We start from the raw sequence: 25,235 nt of genomic DNA on the forward strand, positions 1-25,235 counted from the left end.
TTACCGCAATTCTTACGGTAATGGCACTGCTTTTCGTTGCCTTTGCCGCTGTTCTGACGATGGCTGAAGCGGCACTAAATTTCTTCCCCCGGCATGAGATCGAAGCGATCGAAGAGGAACGCGATCAGCTACGACGCAATCGGCAAGCGTCCTTACGTCGTATTTTGAACAACCCGATTGCCCATCAAAATGCGCTGAGGTTCTGGCGTATCTGGTTCGAAATGGCAGCCGCAGTGGCGGTGGCCATGCTGTTTTTGAACCTGATCGATAATATTTGGCTGGCCGGCCTGCTGGCCACAGTTGTGATGGCTGCCGTCGGCTTCGTGTTGGTCGGAGTTTCGCCACGGCAGCTGGGCCGGCTTCATCCGGTGGCCGTCTTGCGCAGCACCGCCTGGCTGATTCGAATGCTCTGCTGGTTGCTTGGCCCTATCCCGCGCTGGTTGATCAATCTGGGTAATGCGGTTGCTCCGGGGGCGCCACGCACCGAAAATGCTTTCGCCTCGGAGGAAGAATTCCGCGAGTTCGTCGACCGGGCTAGCGAGTCAGACATGATCGAAGACGAAGAAGCTGAGCTGATTCAAAGCGTTTTCGAACTCGATGACACTCTGGTACGCGCGGTGATGGTGCCGCGCACCGACATTGTCAGTATTGAGCGCGGTTCCTCGCTCAAGCAGGCTCTCGCGCTCTTTATCAGGTCTGGTTATTCAAGAGTCCCGGTGATCGGTGAAGACGCCGACCAGGTGCTGGGGGTGCTTTATCTGAAGGACGTGGTGGCCACTCAGCAACGACTTGCTGCTACCGAGGCCGGTCCCACCGTCGAGATGCTGAGTCGAGAAGTCCGCTATGTACCGGAATCCAAAGCTGTCGGCGATCTGCTCCGTGAACTGCAACGCGAATCGACCCATGTTGCGATTGTGATCGATGAATATGGTGGCACTGCAGGACTGGTCACGCTGGAAGACCTGATCGAAGAAATCGTGGGTGAGATAGTCGATGAGTATGACTCTGAAACTCCGGAAGTTGAGGATCTCGGCGCAGGGAACTATCGGTTGAACGCGAAGATGAGTGTTGACGACCTGGGTGAGCTATTCGATCTGGATCTAGCGGATGACGAGGTTGACACAGTTGGCGGCTTGCTAGCCAAACACCTGGGTCGGGTGCCTATTGTCGGTAGCGAGGTGGTTATTGATGGCCTTGAACTCAGGGCTGAGCGGCTGGAAGGACGCCGTAATAGGGTTAGCCATCTGATCGCCCATAGAATTGACCTTCCCGGTCAGCGCTTCGACAACGCTGAAAGCAACGAAGAGCAGTCAAGGAAAGCAGAGAACAAAGCGGAGAATAATGACTGAAAAAAATGCAGACACTCCCTACCGTGCGGGTTTCGCGGTACTCGTCGGGCGACCCAACGCCGGAAAGTCAACCTTGACCAACGCCCTGGTCGGACACAAGGTGGCGATCACCTCGGCTAAGCCGCAGACTACCCGGCACACTATTCGCGGAATTGTGCATCGCCCGGATTTTCAGCTCATCCTGGTCGATACCCCCGGTTTGCACCGGCCGCGCACGTTGCTTGGCCAGCGACTCAATGATCTGGTTGCCGGCACACTCTCCGAAGTGGATAGCATCGGTTTCTGTCTGCCTGCCAATGAGAAAATCGGACCGGGGGATCGGTTTATCGCAAATCAGCTAGCCAATCTGCCGCGCAAACCGATTATTGCTTTGGTGACTAAAACAGACCTGGTGAGTAAAGCCGCACTGACCGAGCAGCTGATTGCGGTTGCCGCGCTGGGCCGCGAAGTGTTCGGTGGCGAAGGCTTTTACGATGTTGTGCCAGTCTCCGCTACTGAAGACTTTCAAGTAGATACTGTTGCTTCGGTGCTGGCCAGTCATATGCCTGAATCTCCAGCGCTCTATCCGGAAGGCGAACTCACCGACGAACCCGTCTCAGTGATGGTCGCTGAGCTCATCAGGGAAGCGGCCCTGGAAGGCGTTCGTGACGAACTACCGCATTCGCTCGCGGTTGTGGTCGAGGAAATTCAAGAGCGCGAAGGACGCAGCGTAGATAATCCGCTGCTAGACGTCCACGTCAACCTTTATGTCGAGCGCCCCTCGCAGAAGGCCATCATTATTGGCAGAGGTGGTTCGCGGCTACGCGAGGTGGGTAGTAAGGCCAGGGAGGGGATCGAGAAACTCCTCGGCACTCGGATTTACTTAGACCTGCACGTCAAAGTGGCCAAAGACTGGCAGCGAGACCCCAAGCAACTGGGCAAACTCGGATTTTAGTTGGCTAACACAGCAGCTTCCTAGGCTCAGCATGGCTTGAGCGTAGTCACCCGAGAGTAAAATGGATAACTCTGTCATCAACGAAGGGTGCTGCTAGATGAGCGGTCGCCGAAGAATCCGAGGCAATGGCGCCTCCACCCAGCGCCAGCTATCCGGTTCGGGCGAAGCTCCGAAGCCCCCTGCTACTGAGCCAACTCGACATCTGCGCGGACGCCGAACCCCTCGATGGCTGAAAATCACTTCCGCTGGCTTAGCCCTGGTACTGGTTGCTGGCATCGGCTTTGCTGCCTTTCTTTTCCTGCAACTGCAGGGCAATATCAAAACAGAGGATCTAAACGCTGGGCTGAATGGTCAGAACGGCCCGGTAGCTGACGACGATCATGACCCTATTCAGATCTTGATCATGGGGACCGACACTCGGTCAGGTCAGGATGCCAGCTATGGCAGTGAGGATGAATCCTCCGGGTACGGCAATTCCGATGTGATGATGCTGCTCAACCTTTCGGCGGATCGCAAGAACGTTTCGGTGATCAGTTTCCCTCGTGACTTGATGGTGCCGTTCCCGGGTTGCAAGAACCCTCACGGTGGAGATCCGCTGCCAGCGCAGCCCAGTATTCAGCTCAATGCGGCGCTTTCGCTCGGTGGCCCGGGCTGTACTGTGGCGACCATTAACGCCTTTACCGGACTGACAATTGACCATTTCATGTTGGCGGACTTTACCGCTGTCAAGGATCTGACCGCGGCGCTGGGCGGGGTCGATGTTTGTGTCAGCAAAGCCGTGACGGATCCGGCCTCTGGACTTGATCTGCCAGCCGGAAAATCAAGCATCTCGGGCGAACAAGCGCTAGCTTTCCTGCGCACCCGACACGCTTTCGGTAACGCCGGCGACACCGACCGAATTAAAGCCCAACAGGCTTTTCTGGCCTCAATGACCAGGAAAATCAAGAGTGAAGGAACTCTCACCGACCTGCCGAAACTTTACAATATCGCCAATATCGTGACCCGAAATCTGACCGTCGACACTAGCTTGGCTAGCCCTGCTGCATTGATCACAATGGCCAACCGTTTGAAGGACATCGACTTGTCCCAAGTCTCGTTCGTCACGGTTCCCAGCGGCGCGGACCCGGCAGACAGTAACCGCCTAGTGCTCAGCGAACCAACGGCGGCCGAGCTCTTTCAGGCGGTACGGAGTGACACTTCGCTAACCTCACCGAAGGTCAGCACTCAAAGTCCCACAGCACCGAGCAGTAAGACGACCGCGCCAGCCACCGTCAGCTACGACAAATCGATCCAGCCTGTCGTGGTGAGTAATGCCTCCGGCTTACCCGAGCGTGCGGCTGAGCTGCTCAAACTGCTCGGCACCGCGGGGTATACCGGATCGGTGCAAGGCGAGGCAGTGGCGAATCAGGCTAGCAGCCAACTGCTCTATGGCACAGGTTTTGCCGACGTGGCGAAGGATGTAGCAGCACTGTTTGGCATCCCCGCCAGTTCACTAGTGTCTGCACCAGCCATGAACGGAGTTCAGTTGATTGTCGGCGCAGACTTCGCTACCGGAACGAAATACGGCAGTGTGACAGTCCCCAAGGACGTGGTGGCCGGTACCGCAGATCAGCCCATTCAGTGCCAGGACGTCAACGACCTGCCACGCTGAGCCATAAAGCAGAACTGGGCAAACAGCGCAAATAGATAAGACAAAAGTAGCGCTGCGCGGAGGACAGTCTGACTTCCTCTGCGCAGCGCTACAAGCTGCTGCGAATCAGTTGCTTACCAGATGCGCACTCGGTTCGCCGGATCGAGCCAGAGGCCGTCTCCGGCGACTGTGCCGAAGGTTTGATGGAAAGTGTCCAAGTTCTTTACCACCTGATTGCAACGCCATTCATTGGCGGAGTGCGGATCGGTAGAAACTCGCCTGATGGCTTCCTCTGGGCGGTGCTTACCTCGCCAGCACTCGGCCCAAGAGAGGAAGAACCGCTCTGCACCGCTCAGCCCATCAATCTCAGCTGGCTGTTCACCAGCGAGTGCTAGCTGCCAGGCAGCATAGGCAATGCTCAGTCCACCTAGATCACCAATATTCTCACCCAGGGTGAGCTTCCCATTGAGATGATGTTCCGGAGCTGCAAGCGGGCTAAGCGCCTCGTATTGTTCGACAAGCTGCGCAGTACGTTCTTCGAAAGCGGCACGATCGGCATCTGTCCACCAGTTATTCAAGGCACCTTCACCGTCGAACTGGGAACCCTGGTCGTCGAATCCATGACCAATCTCATGACCGATGACCGCCCCGATACCTCCGAAGTTCGCCGCGTCGTCGGCGTTAGCGTCAAAGAAAGGCGGCTGCAGAATCGCGGCTGGAAACACGATTTCGTTCATCGTCGGGTTGTAATAGGCATTGACGGTTTGCGGCGTCATCAGCCATTCCTCCCGATCGATGGGCTGACCGATTCTGGCCAGCTGCCGATTGAGTTCGAAAAGGTGTGCGCGCTGCACATTACCTAACAAGTCATCGGCCGAAATCTGCAAGGTCGAATAATCGCGCCAGCTATTCGGGTAACCGATTTTCGGCACGAATTTGCCAAGCTTTTCCAGCGCGCGGGCTTTGGTCTCCTCGCTCATCCAGTCCAACGACTGGATGGAGTCCCGGTAGGCCTCAATCAGTCCGGCAACTAAACTCTCCATCCGACTTTTGTGTTCGGGCGGGAAATGCTTCGCGACATAAAGCTGACCGAGCGCCTCGCCTAGTCCGTCCTCGACCAGAGCTACGCCACGCTTCCAGCGTTCGCGAATTTCGGTGGCTCCACTGAGTGCGGTGCCGTAGAAAGCGAAGTTTTCAGCGACAATATCGGAGGAAAGGTAGGGGGCCGCCGAGGAAATCACTCTCATTGCCAGCCAATCCTGCCAGGCTTGCAGCGGCTGTTCGCTAAGCTGCTGTGCCACCGTGCTGAAGAAGTCAGGAGTCTGCACCACAACCTCAGCCGTTTGTTCAGCGGAAACGCCGAGCGCCTCGAACCAACCAGCTAAGCCGGGTAAGAGTTCAAGCACTTGCTCGCGGCTGAGCAAGTTATAGGTTTTTTGCGGATCACGCAGGGTGACATTATCCCAATGGCCTGCGGCCAGAGCGGTCTCCAGGCCCATCACCCGCTCGGCAGCCTCCTCGGACTCGGCCACCCCAGCCAGCTCCAACATTTTGGCCACGTGTTGCTGATACTTTTCCCGCAGCTCGGCCGATTTCTCCTCGCGATAATAGGCTTCATCGGGTAGCCCCAAACCGCTTTGGTACAACTGGAAAAGGTATCGGGTAGGATCACCCGGGTCGTTGTAGACGTAGAAACCGATAGCTCCCGACGTTTCTCCGCGCTGAAGTTTGGCGGAGAGGCAGAGCAGCTCATTGGCGCTCTGAGTCGCGTAGACCGCGCGGATGACATCGCTAAGCGGTGTGATGCCAGCGGCGTCCACGGCTTCTTCGGCCATGAAACTGGCATAGAGATCGCCGATTTTGCGTTCTAGCACATCGCCGTCCGGCTTGGCGGCGGCCGCTTCGATGAGTTCTCGGACCGCGAGCTCAGAGGCATCGCGCAGATCGATAAAGGAACCCACAGAGGCTCGATCCGCAGGAATGTCGTGAGAGTCGAGCCATCGTCCGTTGACGTAGCGAAATAGATCGTCTTGTGGACGTACTGTCGATTCGAAGGTGCTTTGGTCAATGCCTGCGGAAGTGCCGGACGGCGTCATTAATGCCTCTTTCCCCTAAGTTCTCTGAATTTCTCGGAGTTTTCTAGTTTTGCTGTTGCCCTAAGCTCTCGGATTCCTAGAGCGATGTAACCTAGTTCACTCTCATCCTACGCGTCGTGCTACGCTACTTTCGTGCGCGCTGGAACTCTCCTTCTTAGCTGCCGCGGCGAGGCCAGAACTCGATAATCTCCGTGTTGAGAGCGGATTGATCTCGAGCAGGCCGATTCCTCGCCGCGGAGTTTTGCTGTACCCGGCCCGGAATCCTTTAGAACCCAAAGAATAGGCCTGCTGCCATGCGAAACGCACAAAAACCCTCTGGAATGCCCATCCACCGCTACTTGCCCTTTCACGAACAGATTGAAGTAGAGCTGCCCGATCGCAGCTGGCCCGATAAGCGGATCACCAAGGCTCCGCGTTGGTGCGCGGTTGATCTCCGCGACGGAAATCAGGCATTGATCGATCCAATGAGTCCGGCCCGCAAATTGCGAATGTTCGATCTGCTGGTACGGATGGGCTACAAGGAGATTGAGGTTGGTTTTCCATCCGCCTCACAAACGGATTTCGACTTTGTCCGCCAGCTGATTGAGGGCAATCACATTCCGGATGATGTCACCATCCAGGTGCTCACTCAGGCGCGCGAACATTTGATTGAGCGCACCTATGAGGCTCTGATGGGGGCCAAGCAGGCGATTGTGCACCTGTATAACTCAACCTCTGTGCTGCAACGCCGGGTCGTCTTTAATGAGGATCAGGACGGCGTGATGGCAATCGCCACCCAGGGAGCGTTGCTCTGCAAGAAGTACCAAGAAACTTTGGCCGACACCAAGATCACTTACGAGTACTCGCCGGAATCCTTTACCGGCACTGAACTGGACTATGCGGTGCGGGTCTGTAATGCGGTTGCGGATATTTTTGAGGCATCAGCCGATAATCAAGTCATCGTGAATTTACCGGCGACCGTGGAGATGATCACTCCGAACGTCTATGCCGATTCAATCGAATGGATGAGCCGGAATCTGCACCCCCGCGAGGGAATCATTTTGTCCCTGCATCCGCACAATGATCGGGGGACCGGGGTTGCCGCCGCAGAACTTGGGTATTTGGCCGGTGCCGACCGGATCGAGGGTTGCCTGTTCGGCAATGGTGAGCGAACCGGCAATGTTGATCTGGTCACCCTGGGCTTGAACCTGTTCAGCCAAGGTGTGGATCCGATGATCGACTTTTCCAATATCGATGAGATCCGCCGCACCGTTGAGTATTGTAACCAGCTACCGGTGCCGGAGCGACTGCCTTATGGCGGCGATCTGGTTTTCACCGCCTTCTCTGGCTCGCATCAGGACGCGATCAAAAAAGGCTTCGAGGCCTTGGAACGCGACGCTGCGGCAGCGGGTAAGGACAGCAAAGACATGGTCTGGGCAGTGCCATATTTGCCGGTCGATCCTAAGGACCTGGGACGCAGCTACGAAGCGGTGATCAGGGTGAACTCGCAGTCCGGTAAGGGCGGCGTCGCTTACTTGTTGAAGAGTGAACACAATTTGGATTTGCCACGGCGGGCTCAGATTGAATTCTCCTCAGTGATTCAGCGGCGTACCGATACTGCCGGTGGCGAAGTTAGCGGTGGCGAGCTTTGGAACATCTTTATTGACGAGTACTTGCCGAGCCCGGCCGAAAGTGCTGCCGGGCAGTGGGGGCGATACACCCTCGGCGCGACCAATGTCGAAGCCGGCGACGACGGCTCGACCACGCTGAGTGCGACGATGGTCATCGACGGGGTAGAACAGCGCCGTAGCGGCACCGGCAATGGCCCGATCGCCGCCCTGCTGACCATCTTGCGAGAAGACGGCGTTGATCTGCGCGTGCTCGACTACACCGAACATGCCCTTTCCGAGGGCGGTAGCGCGCAAGCCGCAGCCTATGTTGAATGTGCAGTGGGAGATCGGGTGCTCTGGGGTGTCGGCATCGACCCGAACACCACCACTTCCTCGCTCAAAGCTGTCATCTCAGCGGTAAACAGAGCTATTAGGGACAGCCAGGAAAGCTAAGCGACCGGTTCCGCTAAGCCGCAAGGTGAGTGTCTAACTGTCGGTGGGCAGCCAAGCTGATTTGGCTGCCCACCGACACCTGATGTTCATTGAAATCCCAGCAAAACCACAGCTTGGGGGAAAAATCATCGGCTTTTCCCAGCTTGCTTTCAGCTTGGCTCGGTAATTCTATGCGTGTGCTACCGCACACGGAACCTCTTCGACCCGCTGCACAATGACGTGCTAGCCGGGCACGGAGGCGTTCTGGCAACGGCAAGATCCTCTGGAGGAAAGGTCTTCACCATGTCAGAAAAATCTTCACGGACCAAGTATTTAGCGGTAAGCGCCGCTTTAGCACTTGGCTTGAGCGGCTTCGGGGCCGCCGCCCTTTTTGCCGCACCAGCCAATGCCGCCCCGGCAGCGCTGGTCGACACCGACGGCGATAAGCTACCCGATATCTGGGAAACCCAGGGTTATGACGCAAATGGGGATGGCGTGATTGACGTCAATCTTCCCGCCATGGGAGCTAACCCAAACCACAAGGATCTTTTCGTGGAGATGGATTACATGCAAGGGCTTTTGCCGTCCAGCACGGTGGCCTTTGATCGGATGGTGAACGTTTTTGCCACCGCTCCGGTGACCAATCCGGACGGTGTGAACGGTATTAAGCTTCATCTGGATGCCGGTACAGCGGGTGGCAGCAACTACAACCTGGGCGGCGGAAATCAGGTTCCCTACGATTCGAACCTGAGCCCGGCGCTGTCGCAGACTAATGCGATCAAGTCCGCTAATTTCGATTCGAAGCGCGCCGCGGTGTTCTACTACATGCTCTGGGCCGATGATTACGATAGCTCCTGCAGCAGCGGCAATGCCTTCGCCTTGCCCAATGACACCTTCATTGTCACAATGGGGCCGCGCTGTGGTTGGACCACCACGCAGGATATGCAGGTGGGCACCTTTGTGCACGAGTTTGGACACACCCTCGGCCTGCGCCACGGCGGTGCTGATGACGGTAACTACAAACCGAATTACCTTTCGGTGATGAACTACTCCTTCCAGTTCTCCGGCGTGCCCCGTACCGATGGCACCTTCTACTTCGGCTACTCAAACGTGAACCCCGGTTCGCTTAACGAGAGCAGCCTGAACGAGTCAAACGGCTTGGGCAGCCTCGCCGCTGGTTGGAAGACGAAGTTCTACTGCGCTGGCTCCACCACGGTCACCAACACCGGTCCGGCGAACCAGCCGATTGACTGGAACTGCAACGGTACCGCGAGCGGCACGGTATCAACTGACATTAATCGAAGCAATAGCAAGTCAACGCTGCTAGCCTCCAATAACTGGGCCGAAATCCAGTTCGGTGGCGGCGCGGTCGGTGGCGCCGGAAGCCTGGCGGAATCGGCAACCCCCTCGGCTGAACAGCAAGTTGAGCATCACGAACATGAGCTGACCAAGGCTGATTGGGACAAGCTCAAAGTGGGCATTAAGCCCGCGCACTAAAATGACGCATCACTCGCAGCGTTGATTGTTGAGGGTGTGGTCCGGGTGTATACACCTGGACCACACCCTCAACTTCGTCTGCTGGCGAATAATCGCTTGTCAATCCAACGCCTCGGCTCGCTAAGTGGCAGAATGGAGCGGTGTCCGGTCGTTCCTCATTTGCTGCGCACACCTATCGGGTGGACGCCGTGGTGCTGCGCACCCACAAACTGGGGGAGGCCGATCGGATCATCACTCTGCTGAGCAGCGAACGCGGTCAAATTCGGGCCGTTGCCAAGGGAGTGCGGCGCACTTCAAGCAAATTCGGCGGAAGACTTGAACCGTTCATGGTTTCAGACTTGCAACTGGTCTCTGGTCGTACCTTAGACATCATTTCCCAGGCGGTCACTAAGAGCCCCTACGGCCAGTCGATCGCGGCTCACTACGATCGCTATACCGTGGCCACCGCGATGGCCGAGACAGCTGAAAAACTGACCGACGCCGATGCCGAATCGGCGGGCGCACAATACCGGTTGCTGGTAGGCGCACTCGGAGCCCTTGCCCGTGGTGAGCACGCGGCGGAGTTGATCCTGGACTCTTACTTACTGCGCGCCCTCGCCACCGCTGGCTGGGCGGCAAGTTTTGATGCCTGCGCGCGCTGCGGCACCGAAGGTCCGCACTCGGCGTTTTCGGCGGCGCTTGGCGGCGCGGTCTGTCACGACTGCCGACCACCCGGATCGCCATCCCCGGCTGTTCAGACCATGAGCCTGCTGGCGGCGTTGTTGAGCGGTAACTGGTCAGTGGCGGATAACTCCGAACCCGCTCATCGTCGGGAGGCCGCAGGCTTGGTGGCAAGTTTTGTGCAATGGCATCTTGAACGGAATGTCCGTTCTTTGCGTTTGGTCGAGAGAAATTAGCAGGTAAATGGCTCCACGGTCCACTCGAAGTACAGCTAAGCCTCCGGTCCAGGCGCCCTGGCCGCATCCTTCAGGGGCGATCAAACCCGAGCTGCCCGCTGAGTTGATCCCGCAACACGTCGCCATCGTGATGGACGGCAATGGTCGCTGGGCGAATCAGCGTGGCTTAACCCGTATCGAAGGTCACAAAGCGGGGGAGCCAGCACTGCTCGATGTGGTGGCCGGCGCTATTGAACTGGGCATCAAGTACGTCACCGTTTATGCTTTCTCCACCGAGAACTGGCGGCGTTCACCCGAAGAGGTGAGGTTCCTGATGGGCTTCAACCGCGATGTGTTACGCCGTCAACGCGATCAGCTGGATGCTTGGGGAGTGCGAGTCCGTTGGTCGGGACGGAAACCCCGGCTCTGGGGCTCGGTGATCAAGGAATTGGAAGTCGCTCAGGAACGCACCAAGGACAACGACACCATTACGCTGACCATGTGTGTTAACTACGGCGGCCGGGCTGAACTGGCCGATGCGGTGGCTTCGATAGCTCGTGAAGTTGAAGCCGGACGGTTGAAATCTTCAGCCATCTCAGAGCGCACCATCCAGCGGCATCTCTACCTGCCGGATCTGCCCGATGTTGATCTCTTCATGCGCTCCAGCGGCGAGCAGCGACTCTCAAACTTCCTGCCCTGGCAGAGCGCCTACGCCGAGTTCGTCTTCCTTGACACGCTTTGGCCGGATGTGGATCGTCGAACGCTCTGGCAAGCGGTCGACCTCTACGCTAGTCGTGATCGTCGCTACGGCGGCGCTGTCGATGCCTCCGCCGTGCAGACTTAGAACGCTTTAGTGGGGGTCGCTCAGTGGCTGGCTGGATTTTCCGGGCCGTAGGCGCGCAACCAGTGACCGAGATCGGCATAAGCGGCTAGCCGCACCTGCTGGCGGGACAGGAAAATATCGTGCAGGCCGCCGGCGTATCGGTTCACCATCACCCGATGACCTATTTGCAAACCCAGCTTGGCCATCTGCTGCACGTCAATGACCGCGTCCACGCCCTGCATCTGCTCGCTCCAATCGGCCTGGATCAGGCTGCGCTCGGAAAGTAGCATCAGGATGGGGGCGTCAATCCGCAGCCCCTTGGAAACCTGGGCGTGCCCGTTCAACACGGCTTTGATCCAACCCGCCCGGAACGGGAAGGAATTCGCCGGTCGCCAGCGTGGATCGAGGTCCCATTCACCGTGTGCCGTGCTGCTCACCGATTGCCAGTAGGCGGTCATATCAGGATGGTTAAAGATGCGTTTAGGATCTGCCCTGACAAAAGGATCGACTAGATGGGTGGCAATCTGTCGGAGAAATCGGCTGCCTTGCAATTCGAGCCATGGGCCGTTCAGGATTAGTGAAGCTATCATGCCGGGGTGCCGGTCGGCCCACAACGCGGCGATCAAGCCGCCAAGGGAGTGTGCCAGCAAATGTACCCGGTGCTCCTCACCCAAATCGGCGCGGATGGCGTCCAGCGCCGCGGCCAAATCTTCGTCATAGATAGCTAAGTCCTCGGTGAAACCCTCCGATTGGCCTTCTCTGAGGCTTCGGCCGTATTTGCGTAGGTCGAGAGCATAAAACGACACCCCTCGATTGCTGAAAAACTCCGCTAACTCGGTCTGGAAAAAGTAATCAGCCCAGCCATGCAGGTAGAGCACGGCTTCTTTGGGCTGCGGAGGCTCCTCGGTGGTGAGTTCGACAACGCGCTGCCACCAAGAGCGATCGGGAATCAACCTGTTCTTAGGCCGATACCGCACCAGGGTGGCAACTACCGGCCCTTCGTCGTCGACACCCAGATTGAGGCTCAGCTTTTGGTAGTGCGGTCCCAAGTAGTCTTGTTCCCACTGCGAGCGGGTCGAGGTCTCCACCGTCATATCTTTTACCCTTTCTCCGCGGTATCAGTGAGTAAATATCCTCGCAACCACCGACGCAATCTCCGGTAAGCCTCCTCGCGCACGGTCTTCTCAGAGAGTAGAACATCGTGCAGACCACCGTCGATTTTTTCAATGCTCACGCTCTGGCCCAGGGTAATGGCGCGTGCCGCCATGGTTTGAATATCAAGCACCGCATCGGCGCTGCGCATTCCTTCACGCCAGCGTGGGCCGTTCAGACTGCGTGCGCTCATCATCACCAGAATAGGCACGGGAATGTCCAGTCCCTTAGCGACTTGGGCTTGGCCCGCTAGGATGGCACTCATCCAGCCCCAGCGCATCGGAAAGGCTAGTGGTGGTCGTAGCTCGTCGTCGAGGTCCCATTCGCCTTCGGCTCGGGAGGAGATGGAACGCCAGTAGAAGTTTCGTTCCGGCACCTTGATTCTGCTCTGTGGCCACCACTTAGCCAGCGGTTCGACCATGGAATACATTCCATGCCGGACGAAGGAGCTGCCGTGCATTTCCAGCCACGGGCTGTTCAAGATCAGGTGGCTGACCGTTTCCGGAAACCGACTTGTCCACAGTGCGGCGACCAAACCACCGGTGGAATGACCCATCAGGGCGATCCGCGGTGCTTGTCCAGTTTCGCCGTAGTGGTCATGCAGGTCCTCGACTACCACCTCTAGTGCCTTCCGCAGCTCGGTGTCGTAATCGGCCAGATCACCGACGAAGCCGCCGACGCTGCTGGTGCGCAGGCTGCGGCCATGGTTGTGCAGGTCGAGTGCGTAGAAGGCGATACCAAGGTTGGTGAAGAACTCAGCTAACTCGGTATTGAAGAAGTAGTCGCTCCAGCCATGGATGAACAGCAGCGCCTGATCCGGCAAGAAATCCTGAGACTCGGGGAAGTGCCTGATCAGGGTGGCTATTTCGTGTTCAGCGCCCTGACGACCAACGTCGAGAACAGTTGATTCATATCCGGTGCCGAGAACATCAGGCTGCCAATTTTGACTAACCATAACAAGCTCAGCGGCAGGCTTGGGCGGCCGCCCGGCCAGCGGTACGACCGGAGAACAGGCAGCCGCCCAAGAAGGTGCCTTCCAGAGCCCGGTAACCGTGCACGCCGCCGCCGCCGAAACCAGCGGCTTCGCCAGCGGCGTAGAGGCCGTCAATCGGGTCGCCGTCGTGGCCGATCACTTGGCCGGCCAGATTGGTTTGAATCCCACCGAGAGATTTTCTGGTCAGGATCGATAGCCGCACGGCTATGAGCGGACCATGCTCCTTGCCCAGCATCTGATGCGGTGGAACGACTCGCATGATCTTATCGGTGGCGAAGCGTCGAGCTTCCCGGATCGCGTTCAGCTGCATGTCCTTACCCAGCCCGCTGCTGACCTGACGGTCCCGGGCCTCGATCATTTCCCGCAATCCAGGACCGGAAATCAGCTGTTCACCGATCAGGTCGTTCATTTTTTCCGCGAGTTCCTCGGGCGTGTTCGCTTGCAAAAAGTCCACGCCGTGGTCGAGGAATGCTTGCACCGGTGCGGGCACTCCGGCCAGCGCGCGCTTGGCCAGGGCGGGGATGTCTTTGCCGGTCAGGTCGGGGTTCTGTTCTGAGCCAGAGAGGGCGAACTCTTTGCCAATAATCGTCTTGTTCAAGACGAACCAGGAGTGTTGATGGCCGCTGGCGACGATATGACGAACCGCACCGAGTGAGTCAAAACCGGGGAAAAGTGGGGTGGGAAGCTTCTGGCCGTTGGCATCGAGCCAGAGCGAGGAGGGTCCGGGCAAGATTCGGATACCGTGTTTGGGCCACACCGGATCCCAGTTATGAATGCCTTCCGGGTAGTGCCACATCCGATCGGTGTTGATCAGGCTGCCGCCGGCGCGCAGTACGGCATCCTGGAAATCACCGTCGACCGAAGCAGGTACACCGGAAATGAGGTAGTCCGGGGCCGCTCCGGCGGGCCATTGCTCGCGCACCTTTGGGTGGTTGCCACCGATGCCGCCAGAGGTGACCAGCACGGCCTGGGCTGAAAATTCAAAGTCAGCCACCACCGTACGGCTGCTTTGCTCGCCTCTTCCCACCGTCGAGGGTTCTAGGACTTCGCCGCGCACTCCACTCACCCGGGGACCGCTGCTGATGAGCTCAGTGGCGCGATGCCGATAGGCAATCCGAACCCTGCCTGCGGCAATGCCCTCCTTGATCTTGTCCAGGAAGGGAGCCAAAATCCCGGGGCCAGTGCCCCAGGTGACGTGGAAACGTGGCACCGAGTTGCCGTGGCCCTGTGCGTCATAGCCACCTCGTTCCGCCCACTGTACAAGGGGGAAAAACCGGACACCCAAGGAATGTAGCCAGGAACGTTTTTCAGTGGCAGCAAAGTGCACATAGGCCTTGGCCCACTCACGCGGCCAGTAGTCTTCGGCTCGGTCAAATCCCGCGGTGCCGAACCAATCGGAGAGCGCTAGTTCCTCTGAATCCTTAACGCCTAGGTGACGCTGCTCCGGAGAGTCAATGAGGAACATCCCGCCGAAGGACCAAAAAGCTTGACCACCCAGTGCGGCTTCTGGTTCCTGATCAAGAATCAACACTGTACGGCCAGCGTTATACGCCTCACAGGCCGCGACCAAGCCTGCCAGGCCCGCGCCAATAACAATAAGATCTGCTGAATGCTGCCCCGTTGCCATATTTCATGCTAACCCGAAGGATGGCCGGGCCGGGCAGTATCAGTTTGCTGTTGTTGGTAGCTGGGCAGGAAAATGAAGAACATGCGCTTTTACCCTGCCTTTTTCCGTGTGGTGTTCTCCGGGATGGACGCCGAACGGGCCCATCACATCGGTTTCACCTTGATCCGCCTCGCCGAGCGGTTCGGTGCCGGCCCGGTGCTCCGTAGGATCACTCAGCCGTCCGCCGAACTCCGGGTGCAGGCCCTGGGGAGGACCTTTGCTTCGCCCTTTGGGCTGGCCGCCGGCTTCGATAAAGAAGGTCATGGCGTGGCGGCCTTGGCGAATCTAGGCTTCGGCCACATCGAGGTGGGGACCATCACCGGCCAGGCCCAGCCCGGAAATCCGAAGCCCCGGCTTTTCCGGCTGGTAGATGATCGTGCCTTGATCAATCGGATGGGGTTCAATAACGACGGCGCGGCCACGGTGGCGCCCCGGTTAGCGGCGGCGAAGAAGGTTTTGGAGCGACGATACCGTCAAGCCAGGCCGGTGATCGGGGTGAATATCGGTAAGACAAAGAAGGTCGAATTGACCGAGGCGGTGCAAGACTATCTGGTCAGCACCCGCGAACTCGCCGCTCAGGCCGACTATCTGGTGGTCAATGTCTCCTCGCCCAACACCCCTGGCTTGCGATTGCTGCAGGATGTCCGCTCGCTGCGTCCGCTGCTCATCAAGGTGCAGCGCACAGCGTACGAATCAGCCGGTTACCAGGTGCCGTTGCTGGTGAAAATCGCCCCGGATCTGTCAGACCAAGACATCGACGATGTTGTCGCCTTGGCGCTGGAAGTGGGCTTGGACGGCATTATTTGCACCAATACCACGATCACCCGGGAAGGCCTGAATACCCCGGCCGAAGAAGTGATGAGCTATGGCGTGGGCGGGCTGTCCGGCGCGCCGTTGAAGGAACGCTCGCTTGAGGTGCTGCGCAGGGTGCGCGCCGCTGCGGGGGAGTCGCTCACCATCGTTTCGGTGGGCGGAGTGGAAACAGCCGCTGACGTTCAGGAGCGTCTGGAAGCAGGGGCCACCCTGGTCCAGGGTTACACGGCGTTCCTCTACGAAGGTCCGTTCTGGGTCTCCCGGATCAATCGAGGGCTACTCAAGCTACGACGTAACGCCGCCTGAAGCCGCCACACCGCTGCAGCGACACCGCCACCACTGAATTAACAGATGCCAGGTTTACTGCAGCGGGCAATGCTCAGCCAAGCACCGCAGCGAGTCAAGTCTTAGTCGAGCTTCTGTCCGCGCTTGACCTGCGGCTTGGGCAGCCGGAGCCGGCGGAACTGCAGCGAACGCATGGTGCCGTACCAGACCACACCTTGCTCCACCGAGCCGAACTTAGCGATGAGTCGTTTCTTCAGGCGTCGGCCCATCAGGATCGAATCGATCACCACGGCGATCACCATCACCCAGAACAAGATGAAGACCCAGGAGACCATTGAGGCGTCGGGGAAGAAGAGGGTAAGAACCACAATTGCTAGCGCAATGAACATCACGAACTCGCCGATGCTGGTGCGCACGTCGACGAAATCGCGGGTGAAGCGCTTCTGCGGGCCCTTATCGCGGAGCGGCAAGAATCGCTCATCACCGGTATCGAGAGCAGCTCGGGTTTTCAGCTGTGCCTCGCGCCGGGCTTCCCGATCAGCCACTTTTGCGGCCGCTCGGTCATTGGGTACTAAGGGGCGCTTGCGTGCCGCCTCCTGCTCCTTACGGCTAGGGGTCGGCACACCCTTCGATGCTCGCGGATCGGCCTTCTGCTTGGCGTCCTGATCGGCGGCGGCCAATTGATCGGCGACTTCTTGGGCGGTTGCGGCTTCTTTATTTCTTCCAAACACCTATCTAGGATACCCGCTGTCATCTGTCTTGGACTCATTGGAGGGGAGCGGTAAGGTTCGGATCATGACCAGCATTCCCTCTTCAGAACAGCACACCGCCACTGCCCAGAACACTCCGGATAGCTCTGTCGTTGAACAACTGCGTGAGAAGGTGCAGGCCCGCTTTGAGCAAACCGTGACAGAGCTTATCGAGTTGGCAAAGATTCCGGGCATTGCCTGGGCTGCTTTCGATCCCGCCGAACTTGACCGTAGCGCCGAAGCTGTCGCGGCGCTGATTAGGAGCACTGGGGTTGACGACGTCCAGATCCTGCGCGTCGAGAAGGCCGACGGTACTCCCGGTGGCCCCGCGGTGGTGGCCCGCAAAGTTGCGCAGCCCGGTAAACCGACAATCTTGCTCTACGCACACCATGATGTGCAGCCACCCGGAGACGAGTCGCTCTGGAATTCCAGTCCTTTCCTGCCCGAGCAGCGCGACGGTCGGCTGTGGGGGCGCGGTGTCGCCGATGACAAGGCAGGGGTGTTGGCCCATATCGCCTCGCTGCGGGCGGTCAGCGAAGTTCTCGGTGCCGATTTCGGTCTCGGCGTGACTCTCTTTATCGAGGGCGAGGAGGAAGCCGGTTCGCCGACATTCCACGATTTCCTCACCGCGCATCAGGAGTTACTGCGCGCCGATGTGATTGTGGTGGCTGATTCCGGTAATTGGAAGGTGGGGGTACCCGCCTTGACCACCAGTCTGCGTGGGCTCATCGATGGCAGCATAGAGGTTCAGGTACTCGAGCACGCTGTGCACTCAGGGATGTTCGGTGGCCCGGTACTTGATGCGCCGACCCAGCTGGCTCGCCTGATCGCCACCTTCCACCACGAGGATGGCAGCGTGGCGATCGAGGGGCTGCACAGTGCCGAGGAGCCAAGCATTGATTACCCGGAGGCTGATTTCCGTGCTGATGCCTCGCTTCTTGACGGTCTTGAACTTGCCGGAGTCGGGAGTATCGCTGGTCGGCTTTGGTCGAAGCCTGCACTGTCAATCATCGGCTTTGATGCACCAGCGGTGGCCACCAGTTCTAACACCATCCAGCCTCGGGCGACCGCCAAGTTCAGCTTGCGGCTCGCGCCCGGCCAGGACCCGGCAAAAGCCATGGAGGCGGTGCGGGCACATGTAGAGAAGCGTATCCCGGCAACAGCTAAGGTGACCTTCATCCCCGGTGAGCAGGGGAACGCTTTCGCTGCCGATACCTCCGCTGCGGCGGCCCAGTCCATGCTGTGGGCACTGGGGGAGTCCTGGGGCGTGCCGCCGGTCGAATCCGGAATGGGAGGTTCCATTCCCTTCATCGCTGACCTTACCGAGCTTTACCCCGAGGCTCAGATCCTGATCACCGGAGTGGAAGACCCAGACTCGCGCGCCCACAGTGCCAATGAATCGCTGCATCTAGCGGAGTTTGAAAAGGCGGTAGTAGCAGAAGCTTTGCTGATGGCGAAGCTCAACCTCGGCTGACAAATCGTCTGGGGCCGAGGTGAACATCGTTGGGAAGGCTGAACTATTAATTTGAGCTGGAGTCCAACATTCTTTAGCCGCGCCTCGCGAGCTCCCGCGTGGCGGCGAAGCCGACACGCGAAGTCTCGTGTCTAAGCGGCGGAAAATGCTGGACTCCAGCTCAGGAAACCGGAACATCGATATGTGACCGGGAACATCTCAGCGGGAAGTGTGGTTGAGAGTATTATGGACACTATGACGACCACAACTGATACCTCTCCAGAGACGTCGGCCGAGCTGCCGACCCATGCCGTGGCATTGAGCGATGTGGCGGCAGAGAAAGTTCGCAGCTTGCTCGAGCAGGAAGGCCGCACCGATCTCCGCTTGCGGGTAGCGGTTCAGCCTGGCGGTTGCTCGGGGTTGATTTACCAGCTTTACTTTGACGAGCGGATGCTCGACGGTGATGCGGTACGTGACTTCGACGGCGTCGAGGTAGTCGTCGATAAGATGAGCGTTCCTTATTTGGACGGTGCCAGCATCGACTTCGAGGACACCATCTCCAAGCAGGGTTTCACCATTGACAACCCGAATGCTGGCGGCTCCTGCGCCTGCGGCGACTCGTTCCACTAAGCGCGATCTAAGCATTCAGAATGGCCCGGTTTAACCGGGCCATTCTCATGTCTCGGTGGCTTCGGCCGCCGCGCCAGACACAGTGTGCGCAAAAAGTTCCCGAGCGGGGTAAGCTCTAAGGGAATACTCTCTACACGCAGTAGTAGAACATAAGTTTTAATACGGTAATGAGCACGGAAAGTGGCCGCGGCACCCCAAGCCAGGCCAGTTACAAAAAGGAAGGGCCGTCTGTGAGTTCGCAGCATCGAACCGGCAGCCGACGCGCTAAAGTCCTCGCTGTTTCAGCAGTAGGAGTAGCCAGCGCACTGGTTTTGTCGGCATGTACCCCGGAGATGAAGAACGGCTGGTTGCCGACCGAGCCGGGTGTCACGAACCATACCGGCTCGATTATCACCCTGTGGGTGAACTCGTGGATCGCCGCCCTCGCGGTGGGTGTACTCACCTGGGGCCTGATCATCTGGTGCATCATCGCCTACCGGCGTCGTAAGGGCACCACTGGCTACCCGAAGCAGATTTCCTATAACCTTCCGTTGGAAATCTTCTACTTAACCATTCCCTTGTTCATGGTGTTGGTCTTCTTCTACTTCACCGATCAGGATCAGCAGAAGCTCGATGCCCGGGTCGATAACCCCGGGGTCACTATCGATGTCCGGGGCAAGCAGTGGGCCTGGGACTTCAACTACCTCTCCGGCAACGAGGTCAAAGAAGCCGTTTATGAAGGCGGCGTGCAGGCTCACCTGAATGGTGACTCGATCGATAAGGATAAGCTGCCTACGCTGTATTTGCCGGTCGGCAAGAGTGTTGAGTTACAGCTGAACTCCCGCGACGTGATTCACTCCTTCTGGGTCCCTGCCTTCTTGCAGAAGCGGGACATGATCCCGGGCAAGACCAACTACATTAACTTCACACCGGAGAAGCTGGGGACTTTCGACGGCAAGTGCGCTGAGCTTTGCGGTGAATACCACTCGGAGATGCTCTTCCGAGTCAAGGTAGTCACTGAAGAAGAGTTCCAAGCTCATTTGAAGCAACTTAAAGAAGCTGGGTACACCGGTAGCCTCGGTAGCGAGTATGACCGTAACCCCAATCTGAACGAGAAGAAATAGGGGTCCGGACAGGTGACTACTACCTACGAACGCCCAGCCATTGCAGAACCGGCGAGCGAAGAACGCGTTGTACCGGTGTCCAAGGGACGCATTGTCGTCAACTGGATCACCTCGACTGACCACAAGACGATCGGCTACATGTATCTGATCGCCTCCTTCATCTTCTTCTGCTTCGGCGGTGTGATGGCGCTGTTGATCCGTGCCGAGCTCTTCGAGCCCGGTATGCAGATCTTGCAGACCAAAGAGCAGTACAACCAGCTGTTCACCATGCATGGCACGGTGATGTTGCTGATGTTTGCCACCCCGCTGTTCGCGGGCTTCGCCAATGCGATCATGCCGTTGCAGATCGGCGCTCCCGATGTGGCCTTCCCGCGGTTGAATGCACTGGCCTTCTGGTTCTTCCTGTTCGGCAGCACCATCGCAGTCTCCGGTTTCATCACCCCGCAGGGGGCTGCCTCCTTCGGCTGGTTCGCTTATGCGCCGTTGTCTAACACCACGTTTACCCCGGGTATCGGTGGTGATCTCTGGGTCTTTGGCTTGGCCTTGTCCGGTTTCGGCACCATTCTGGGTGGCGTCAACTTCATCACCACTATCATCTGTATGCGTGCCCCCGGTATGACCATGTGGCGGATGCCAATCTTCACCTGGAACGTTCTGGTTACCTCAATCCTGGTGCTGATGGCGTTCCCGCCGCTGGCCGCCGCACTGTTCGCGCTCGGCGCTGATCGACGCTTTGGTGCGCATATCTTTGACCCCGAAAACGGCGGTGCCATTCTCTGGCAGCACCTGTTCTGGTTCTTCGGCCACCCCGAGGTGTACATCATTGCGCTGCCTTTCTTCGGCATCGTCTCCGAGATCTTCCCGGTATTCAGCCGCAAGCCGATTTTTGGTTACAAGGGCTTGGTCTACGCAACTATTGGTATCGCCGCGCTCTCTGTCACGGTGTGGGCACACCATATGTATGTCACCGGCTCGGTATTGCTACCCTTCTTCGCCTTTATGACCATGTTGATCGCGGTGCCCACCGGGGTGAAGTTCTTCAACTGGATAGGCACCATGTGGCGAGGTTCGTTGACCTTCGAAACACCGATGCTGTGGAGCATCGGCTTCTTGGTCACCTTCCTGTTCGGTGGCCTGACCGGCATCATCCTGTCCTCGCCGCCGCTGGACTTCCACGTCTCTGATACCTACTTTGTGGTCGCGCACTTCCACTACGTGGTCTTCGGCACCGTGGTGTTTGCGATGTTCGCTGGCTTCTACTTCTGGTGGCCAAAGTGGACCGGCAAGATGCTCAATGAGCGGCTCGGCAAGATTCACTTCTGGATGCTGTTCCTCGGCTTCCACGGCACCTTCCTGATTCAGCACTGGCTTGGCGTGCTCGGCATGCCGCGTCGTTACGCGGATTACTTGCAGGAAGATAATTTCACCTGGATGAACCAGTTCTCCACCATTTCCTCCTTCGTGCTCGGTGCCTCGCTGATCCCGTTCTTCTGGAACGTCTACGTCACTTGGCGCTCCAAACGCAAGGTCGAGGTGGATGATCCCTGGGGCTTCGGTGCCTCGCTGGAGTGGGCGACTTCCTGCCCGCCGCCGCGGCACAACTTCACCTCGATTCCGCGAATCCGTTCGGAGCGCCCCGCTCTGGACTTGCATCACCCGGAGCTTTCGCAGGCCTACACGCCCAACAACCCGGTCGCTGCAGTATTCGGCCCGGCTGACCAGAAGGACGCATAAATGCAACTCGAATCTCGACTTTTCGGAATTGGCGCGTTCTTCTTTGTTCCAGTCGCGGTGATCTACGGTTTCCTGACCCATTGGGATGAATGGGTGGGTATCCTCGGCATTCTGCTGGTCGGCGGCCTGGCCGGCATGATCGGCTTCTACCTGGCTTTCACCGCTAAACGAGTGGGCTTGCGGCCTGAGGATCGCACCGACGGTGAGATCCATGAGGGTGCCGGTGAACAGGGCCACTTCAGCCCGTGGAGTTGGTGGCCGCTCGTGCTCGGCGCATCCTGCGCCACTGCCTTCCTGGGCTTGGCCGTCGGCTGGTGGGTAGTCTTCATCGCCGCCGGTATGGCAGTGATCGGTTTGGTTGGCTGGGTTTTCGAATACAGCCGCGGTGACCACGCACACTAAGTTATTCAGCTAAAGCTGTGTTGCCGCGGACAGGATAGTGGGTCTGCGGCAACACAGCTTTACTTTTTAAGTTAAGTTTTAGATCGCGACAGGAGGGTAGTAATGGCGGACTCGGCTCAGGACATTCTTGGCGAGATTGATCGGCAGGCTAAGACGCCGTTATATCTGCAGCTAGCAGCTATCCTGCGCGACTACGTCTCCGGAAGGGCGGCGCAGAGCTCACCGATTCCCTCGGAGCGGGACATTGCGGCTCGGTTTGGCCTGGCCAGAATGACGGTGCGACAAGCTATTGACTCGTTGGTCTCCGCCGAGATCCTGGATCGCGTGGTGGGACTCGGCACCTTCGTGCACCGACCCAAGGTCGATCTACAAGTGAAACTTACCTCCTACTCGGAGGAGATGCAGCGACGTGGCATGGTGCCCGACGCCAAGGTGCTGGACTTTGAACTGGTGCCAGCTGGCGCCAGCATTGCGCGGGAACTGCAATTGCATGAAGGCCAGTTAGTGGTTCGATTCCGACGCCTGCTCTTGGCGGATGGCGAACCGATGAGCGTTGATGAGAACTTCATTCCGGGATACCGGGTGCCGGGCATCACTGATGACCCGCCGCCAACCTCGCTATACAACGTGCTGGGGGAGCGCTACGGACTGGTAATGGAATGGGGCGAAGATATGATTGAGGCCGCCGCAGCGGCTCCAGCCATCGCCAGGCAGCTCAAAGTGGAGAACGGTGCGCCGCTGTTGAAGATCCAGCGTCACGCCTTCGTCTCAGGCATCGTGGTTGACTACTCGGTCTCCTACTACCGAGCGGACCGTTACAAGCTTTGGGTACCACTCCAGCGGCCCGGAGCGCGTACCTCCCGGCCTTATGCGGCAAACCGGCGTAGATAAATCGTCGTAATCTCAAACGAGGCTCAGAACCTGTTCTAGGGCTCTTAGTGGGTTTCGGCTAACTTAGCCAGATCCTGAACCGAATGGGCCATCAGGCAGAATTCGTTTCCCTCAGGGTCCGCCAGCACAAACCAGCCCGGAGTTTCGCCCTGGCCAATGTCAGCGTGCCGGGCCCCGAGAGCTAGCAGTCGCTCCAGTTCTTCCTCGGTGCTGAGTCCATTAGCACGCAGATCGAAATGTAAACGATTCTTGGTGCGCTTGGGTCCAGCCACGGAGTAGATGCCAATGCACGGCCAATCCTTATCAAGTGGCGCGATACTAATACCGCCCGGGCTTTCCTCCAGGATCCGCCAGTTGAGCACTGCGCACCAGAATTCGGCGAGAACTTTAGGCTGCTGCGAGTCAAGCACTACTTCATCAAGTTTGCTGGTCATAGCACCACGATAGGGCAGCCCGGTTGTTCGGGAGAGCTATTGAGGACAGCGGTGGTCCTGGTTGCTGAGGCCGTGGCCGCGGGTTAGATGTACCGAGTACCCAGCTGCATTGAGTGCACGGGATATTGAGTGCAGGAGGTGTTTCAGCTGTGGCGCTCAGCCGTCGCCTGTAACCTTCAAGCGCACATACATGTCTTCTGCCACCAGGAAAAGTTCGAAGCGTCCAATCTTACAGCCAAGACCCTAACTTGCTCAGCGAAAGGTTGTTAAAAGCAGCTGCTCCGCTCCTGTACCGGGAACGGAGCAGCTAGTGAGAGCTTGAGAAGCTAACTTCGGTGTCTCGTATTCTGCCGAGCTCGAGCGATGAGGAATCCGATGAAAAAGACCCACATGACCGGAATAACCGTTGACGACAGCACAATGAATGACTTCTCGCCAGGGAAAAAAACGTACTGGAGAGATAGCAAGACGAGAGAGGTAGCGAACACAGCTAAGGTCAAGCTCAATAGCTGCGTTCTAAAAGCCAAGCGTCGAACTTCCTTGGTAACGTTCATGGCCGGGTCACCTTCCTAAGGTTTGTCTTGTTGGGCTTAAGCGTAGCAATCTACAATAACGGGGTAGGGGTACGCTGGAAGGGGGATCCCGTTTCCCCAGCGAATGCCAAGGCACTTGCCTTGATTCCTCGCTTCATTAGCGACAACAACTGACGCGCCAGCAAGCACGCCACACACACCTGCCAGCGGCAAGAAACCAACTGCAGAACCGCAGATAAGCGCGAATCCGCCCGCACTGTCGGCAGCGGTTGATGTTTCCGTGCGTGTGAATTCTATGGTGTTGTTAAGCCAATCCTTTTGGAACCTAGGATCAGCAATTACGGGGAATTGAGCTCCGGAGAAATCAATAGTCTGAGTCAGTACGTTCTTTGAAACAGAGTAGCTAGTTTTGAGTGGCTTTCCGGTAGCATCCCTCGCCCATGCTGGAGCGATAAGATTGTTTGCTTTACCAGCATGATCCGACACAAGGATGGAGCCACCCGGCGTCAGAGCGAGGACAGCGGGTCGCCCGCCAATGTTGATTTCGTAGCTGTACGTCGTCGGTGCGTTCTGAGAGTGGATGACGCTATAACCGGCAGTGGCGCCTGAAGTTCCGTCAGTCAAAACGTAACTGAAATCCGCCGATCCCTGGTAAACCGCTGCCCCGATAGACGAGGCCGACTTGAAGTCGCCTACAGGTTTCATAGTCAAACTCGACTGCGCATCTGGCCCGATCACTTTGAGGCCTATATTCGCAGTTGCAGCAGACGGTGACTGTGGCTTAAGTGCAACTTTGCCCTGCACTTCAGACGTAGCGCCAGCTGGATTGTACAGTCCAATCTTTGACAACTGAGCTAAAGGATCAGTGTTTAGTTCAGCTGCGCTTACCGTTCCGGCACTTGCTCCGAGCATGAGAGCCGCAACAAGCACCCCGGACAGGGGCAACAGACGAGATTTACTCAGTCGTCGGTTCCGGGTCTTTGTCAAGATCATTAGTTCCTCCATAGCGATGCTTTGTTGGCCACTAGTCAGAGCAGCTCAATGCGGCCCATTAACAGCTAACCCGACATTCCTGAAATTTAGCTGGCAATTAGTCAAACTGGCGTCTCCAGTCCTAATGTGCGCAAAGCGGTTTCAGTGCCGAATTCCAGCCCAGGTTGCCAAGGAGTTG

The 25,235-nt window shown here is 57.9% G+C and carries 21 protein-coding genes; 14 read left to right on the top strand and 7 right to left on the bottom strand.

Going from position 1 to position 25,235, the window contains the following annotated elements; translation table 11 throughout:
- Positions 1-20: 20 nt before the first annotated feature.
- The 3 genes from UM93_RS04915 to UM93_RS04925 all read left to right on the top strand — a co-directional run bounded on the left by UM93_RS04915 (position 21) and on the right by UM93_RS04925 (position 3,934).
- Positions 21-1,349, top strand: a complete 1,329-nt coding sequence (locus tag UM93_RS04915) for a hemolysin family protein (protein ID WP_045074043.1) — start codon at positions 21-23, stop codon at positions 1,347-1,349.
- Positions 1,342-2,283 carry a GTPase Era gene (era, locus tag UM93_RS04920; protein ID WP_045074045.1) on the top strand — a complete coding sequence of 314 codons (942 nt, stop codon included), beginning with the start codon at positions 1,342-1,344 and terminating at the stop codon, positions 2,281-2,283. Before UM93_RS04915 ends, era begins: the two co-directional genes overlap by 8 nt.
- A gap of 97 nt (positions 2,284-2,380) precedes the next feature.
- Positions 2,381-3,934: an LCP family protein gene (locus UM93_RS04925; protein WP_045074047.1), complete on the top strand. Its 1,554-nt coding sequence runs from the start codon at positions 2,381-2,383 to the stop codon at positions 3,932-3,934.
- A 113-nt stretch (positions 3,935-4,047) separates the two neighbouring features.
- Here the strand turns inward: UM93_RS04925 and UM93_RS04930 are convergent, their stop codons facing one another.
- Positions 4,048-6,009: a M13 family metallopeptidase gene (locus UM93_RS04930; RefSeq protein ID WP_045074049.1), complete on the bottom strand. Its 1,962-nt coding sequence runs from the start codon at positions 6,007-6,009 to the stop codon at positions 4,048-4,050.
- A gap of 293 nt (positions 6,010-6,302) precedes the next feature.
- Between UM93_RS04930 and leuA the strand changes: the two genes are divergently transcribed.
- The 4 genes from leuA to UM93_RS04950 all read left to right on the top strand — a co-directional run bounded on the left by leuA (position 6,303) and on the right by UM93_RS04950 (position 11,246).
- Positions 6,303-8,051, top strand: a complete 1,749-nt coding sequence (gene leuA, locus UM93_RS04935) for a 2-isopropylmalate synthase (RefSeq protein WP_045074051.1) — start codon at positions 6,303-6,305, stop codon at positions 8,049-8,051.
- A 282-nt stretch (positions 8,052-8,333) separates the two neighbouring features.
- Positions 8,334-9,527 carry a hypothetical protein gene (locus UM93_RS04940; protein ID WP_052663633.1) on the top strand — a complete coding sequence of 398 codons (1,194 nt, stop codon included), beginning with the start codon at positions 8,334-8,336 and terminating at the stop codon, positions 9,525-9,527.
- Between the two features lie 140 nt (positions 9,528-9,667).
- The gene (gene recO / locus UM93_RS04945) at positions 9,668-10,423 is read left to right on the top strand and encodes a DNA repair protein RecO (protein WP_045074053.1); all 756 of its coding nucleotides are present in this window, start codon (positions 9,668-9,670) and stop codon (positions 10,421-10,423) included.
- A gap of 7 nt (positions 10,424-10,430) precedes the next feature.
- Entirely contained in the window at positions 10,431-11,246 is an 816-nt protein-coding gene (locus UM93_RS04950) for an isoprenyl transferase (protein WP_045074055.1), read from the top strand.
- A gap of 20 nt (positions 11,247-11,266) precedes the next feature.
- On the opposite strand, the gene UM93_RS04955 is transcribed toward UM93_RS04950, so the two are convergent.
- Genes UM93_RS04955 through UM93_RS04965 form a run of 3 tightly spaced genes read right to left on the bottom strand, consistent with a single transcriptional unit; the run spans position 11,267 to position 14,998 of the window.
- Complete coding sequence (locus tag UM93_RS04955) at positions 11,267-12,319, bottom strand: alpha/beta hydrolase (RefSeq protein ID WP_045074057.1); 1,053 nt, start codon at positions 12,317-12,319, stop codon at positions 11,267-11,269.
- Between the two features lie 5 nt (positions 12,320-12,324).
- Positions 12,325-13,332: an alpha/beta hydrolase gene (locus UM93_RS04960; protein ID WP_045074059.1), complete on the bottom strand. Its 1,008-nt coding sequence runs from the start codon at positions 13,330-13,332 to the stop codon at positions 12,325-12,327.
- Positions 13,333-13,339: 7 nt separating this feature from the next.
- The gene (locus UM93_RS04965; protein ID WP_045074061.1) at positions 13,340-14,998 is read right to left on the bottom strand and encodes an FAD-binding dehydrogenase; all 1,659 of its coding nucleotides are present in this window, start codon (positions 14,996-14,998) and stop codon (positions 13,340-13,342) included.
- Between the two features lie 81 nt (positions 14,999-15,079).
- On the opposite strand from UM93_RS04965, the gene UM93_RS04970 reads away from it, so the two are divergent.
- Positions 15,080-16,156: a quinone-dependent dihydroorotate dehydrogenase gene (locus UM93_RS04970; protein WP_045074063.1), complete on the top strand. Its 1,077-nt coding sequence runs from the start codon at positions 15,080-15,082 to the stop codon at positions 16,154-16,156.
- 101 nt (positions 16,157-16,257) lie between these two features.
- On the opposite strand, the gene UM93_RS04975 is transcribed toward UM93_RS04970, so the two are convergent.
- Positions 16,258-16,866 carry a DUF3043 domain-containing protein gene (locus UM93_RS04975; protein WP_045074065.1) on the bottom strand — a complete coding sequence of 203 codons (609 nt, stop codon included), beginning with the start codon at positions 16,864-16,866 and terminating at the stop codon, positions 16,258-16,260.
- A gap of 64 nt (positions 16,867-16,930) precedes the next feature.
- On the opposite strand from UM93_RS04975, the gene UM93_RS04980 reads away from it, so the two are divergent.
- The 6 genes from UM93_RS04980 (at position 16,931) to UM93_RS05005 (ending at position 23,097) form a co-directional block, all read left to right on the top strand.
- A complete protein-coding gene (locus UM93_RS04980; RefSeq protein ID WP_045074067.1) occupies positions 16,931-18,358 on the top strand; it encodes a dipeptidase in 1,428 nt (475 codons plus the stop codon).
- Positions 18,359-18,592: 234 nt separating this feature from the next.
- Positions 18,593-18,967 carry a HesB/IscA family protein gene (locus UM93_RS04985; protein ID WP_157874102.1) on the top strand — a complete coding sequence of 125 codons (375 nt, stop codon included), beginning with the start codon at positions 18,593-18,595 and terminating at the stop codon, positions 18,965-18,967.
- A gap of 230 nt (positions 18,968-19,197) precedes the next feature.
- Complete coding sequence (gene ctaC, locus UM93_RS04990) at positions 19,198-20,070, top strand: aa3-type cytochrome oxidase subunit II (protein WP_045074069.1); 873 nt, start codon at positions 19,198-19,200, stop codon at positions 20,068-20,070.
- 12 nt (positions 20,071-20,082) lie between these two features.
- On the top strand, positions 20,083-21,804 hold the full coding sequence (gene ctaD, locus UM93_RS04995) for an aa3-type cytochrome oxidase subunit I (protein WP_045074071.1): 1,722 nt from the start codon (positions 20,083-20,085) through the stop codon (positions 21,802-21,804).
- Positions 21,805-22,206, top strand: coding sequence for a cytochrome c oxidase subunit 4 (locus UM93_RS05000; RefSeq protein ID WP_045074073.1), 402 nt, complete (start codon positions 21,805-21,807; stop codon positions 22,204-22,206).
- Positions 22,207-22,308: 102 nt separating this feature from the next.
- Positions 22,309-23,097, top strand: a complete 789-nt coding sequence (locus tag UM93_RS05005; RefSeq protein WP_045074075.1) for a GntR family transcriptional regulator — start codon at positions 22,309-22,311, stop codon at positions 23,095-23,097.
- Positions 23,098-23,141: 44 nt separating this feature from the next.
- Here the strand turns inward: UM93_RS05005 and UM93_RS05010 are convergent, their stop codons facing one another.
- Together UM93_RS05010 and UM93_RS05020 are read right to left on the bottom strand one after the other, a co-directional pair.
- Positions 23,142-23,531 carry a VOC family protein gene (locus UM93_RS05010; RefSeq protein ID WP_045074077.1) on the bottom strand — a complete coding sequence of 130 codons (390 nt, stop codon included), beginning with the start codon at positions 23,529-23,531 and terminating at the stop codon, positions 23,142-23,144.
- Between the two features lie 590 nt (positions 23,532-24,121).
- The gene (locus tag UM93_RS05020) at positions 24,122-25,057 is read right to left on the bottom strand and encodes a hypothetical protein (protein ID WP_157874103.1); all 936 of its coding nucleotides are present in this window, start codon (positions 25,055-25,057) and stop codon (positions 24,122-24,124) included.
- Positions 25,058-25,235 lie beyond the last annotated feature (178 nt).

The sequence above is a fragment of the Psychromicrobium lacuslunae genome (assembly GCF_000950575.1).
GTDB lineage: Bacteria > Actinomycetota > Actinomycetes > Actinomycetales > Micrococcaceae > Renibacterium > Renibacterium lacuslunae.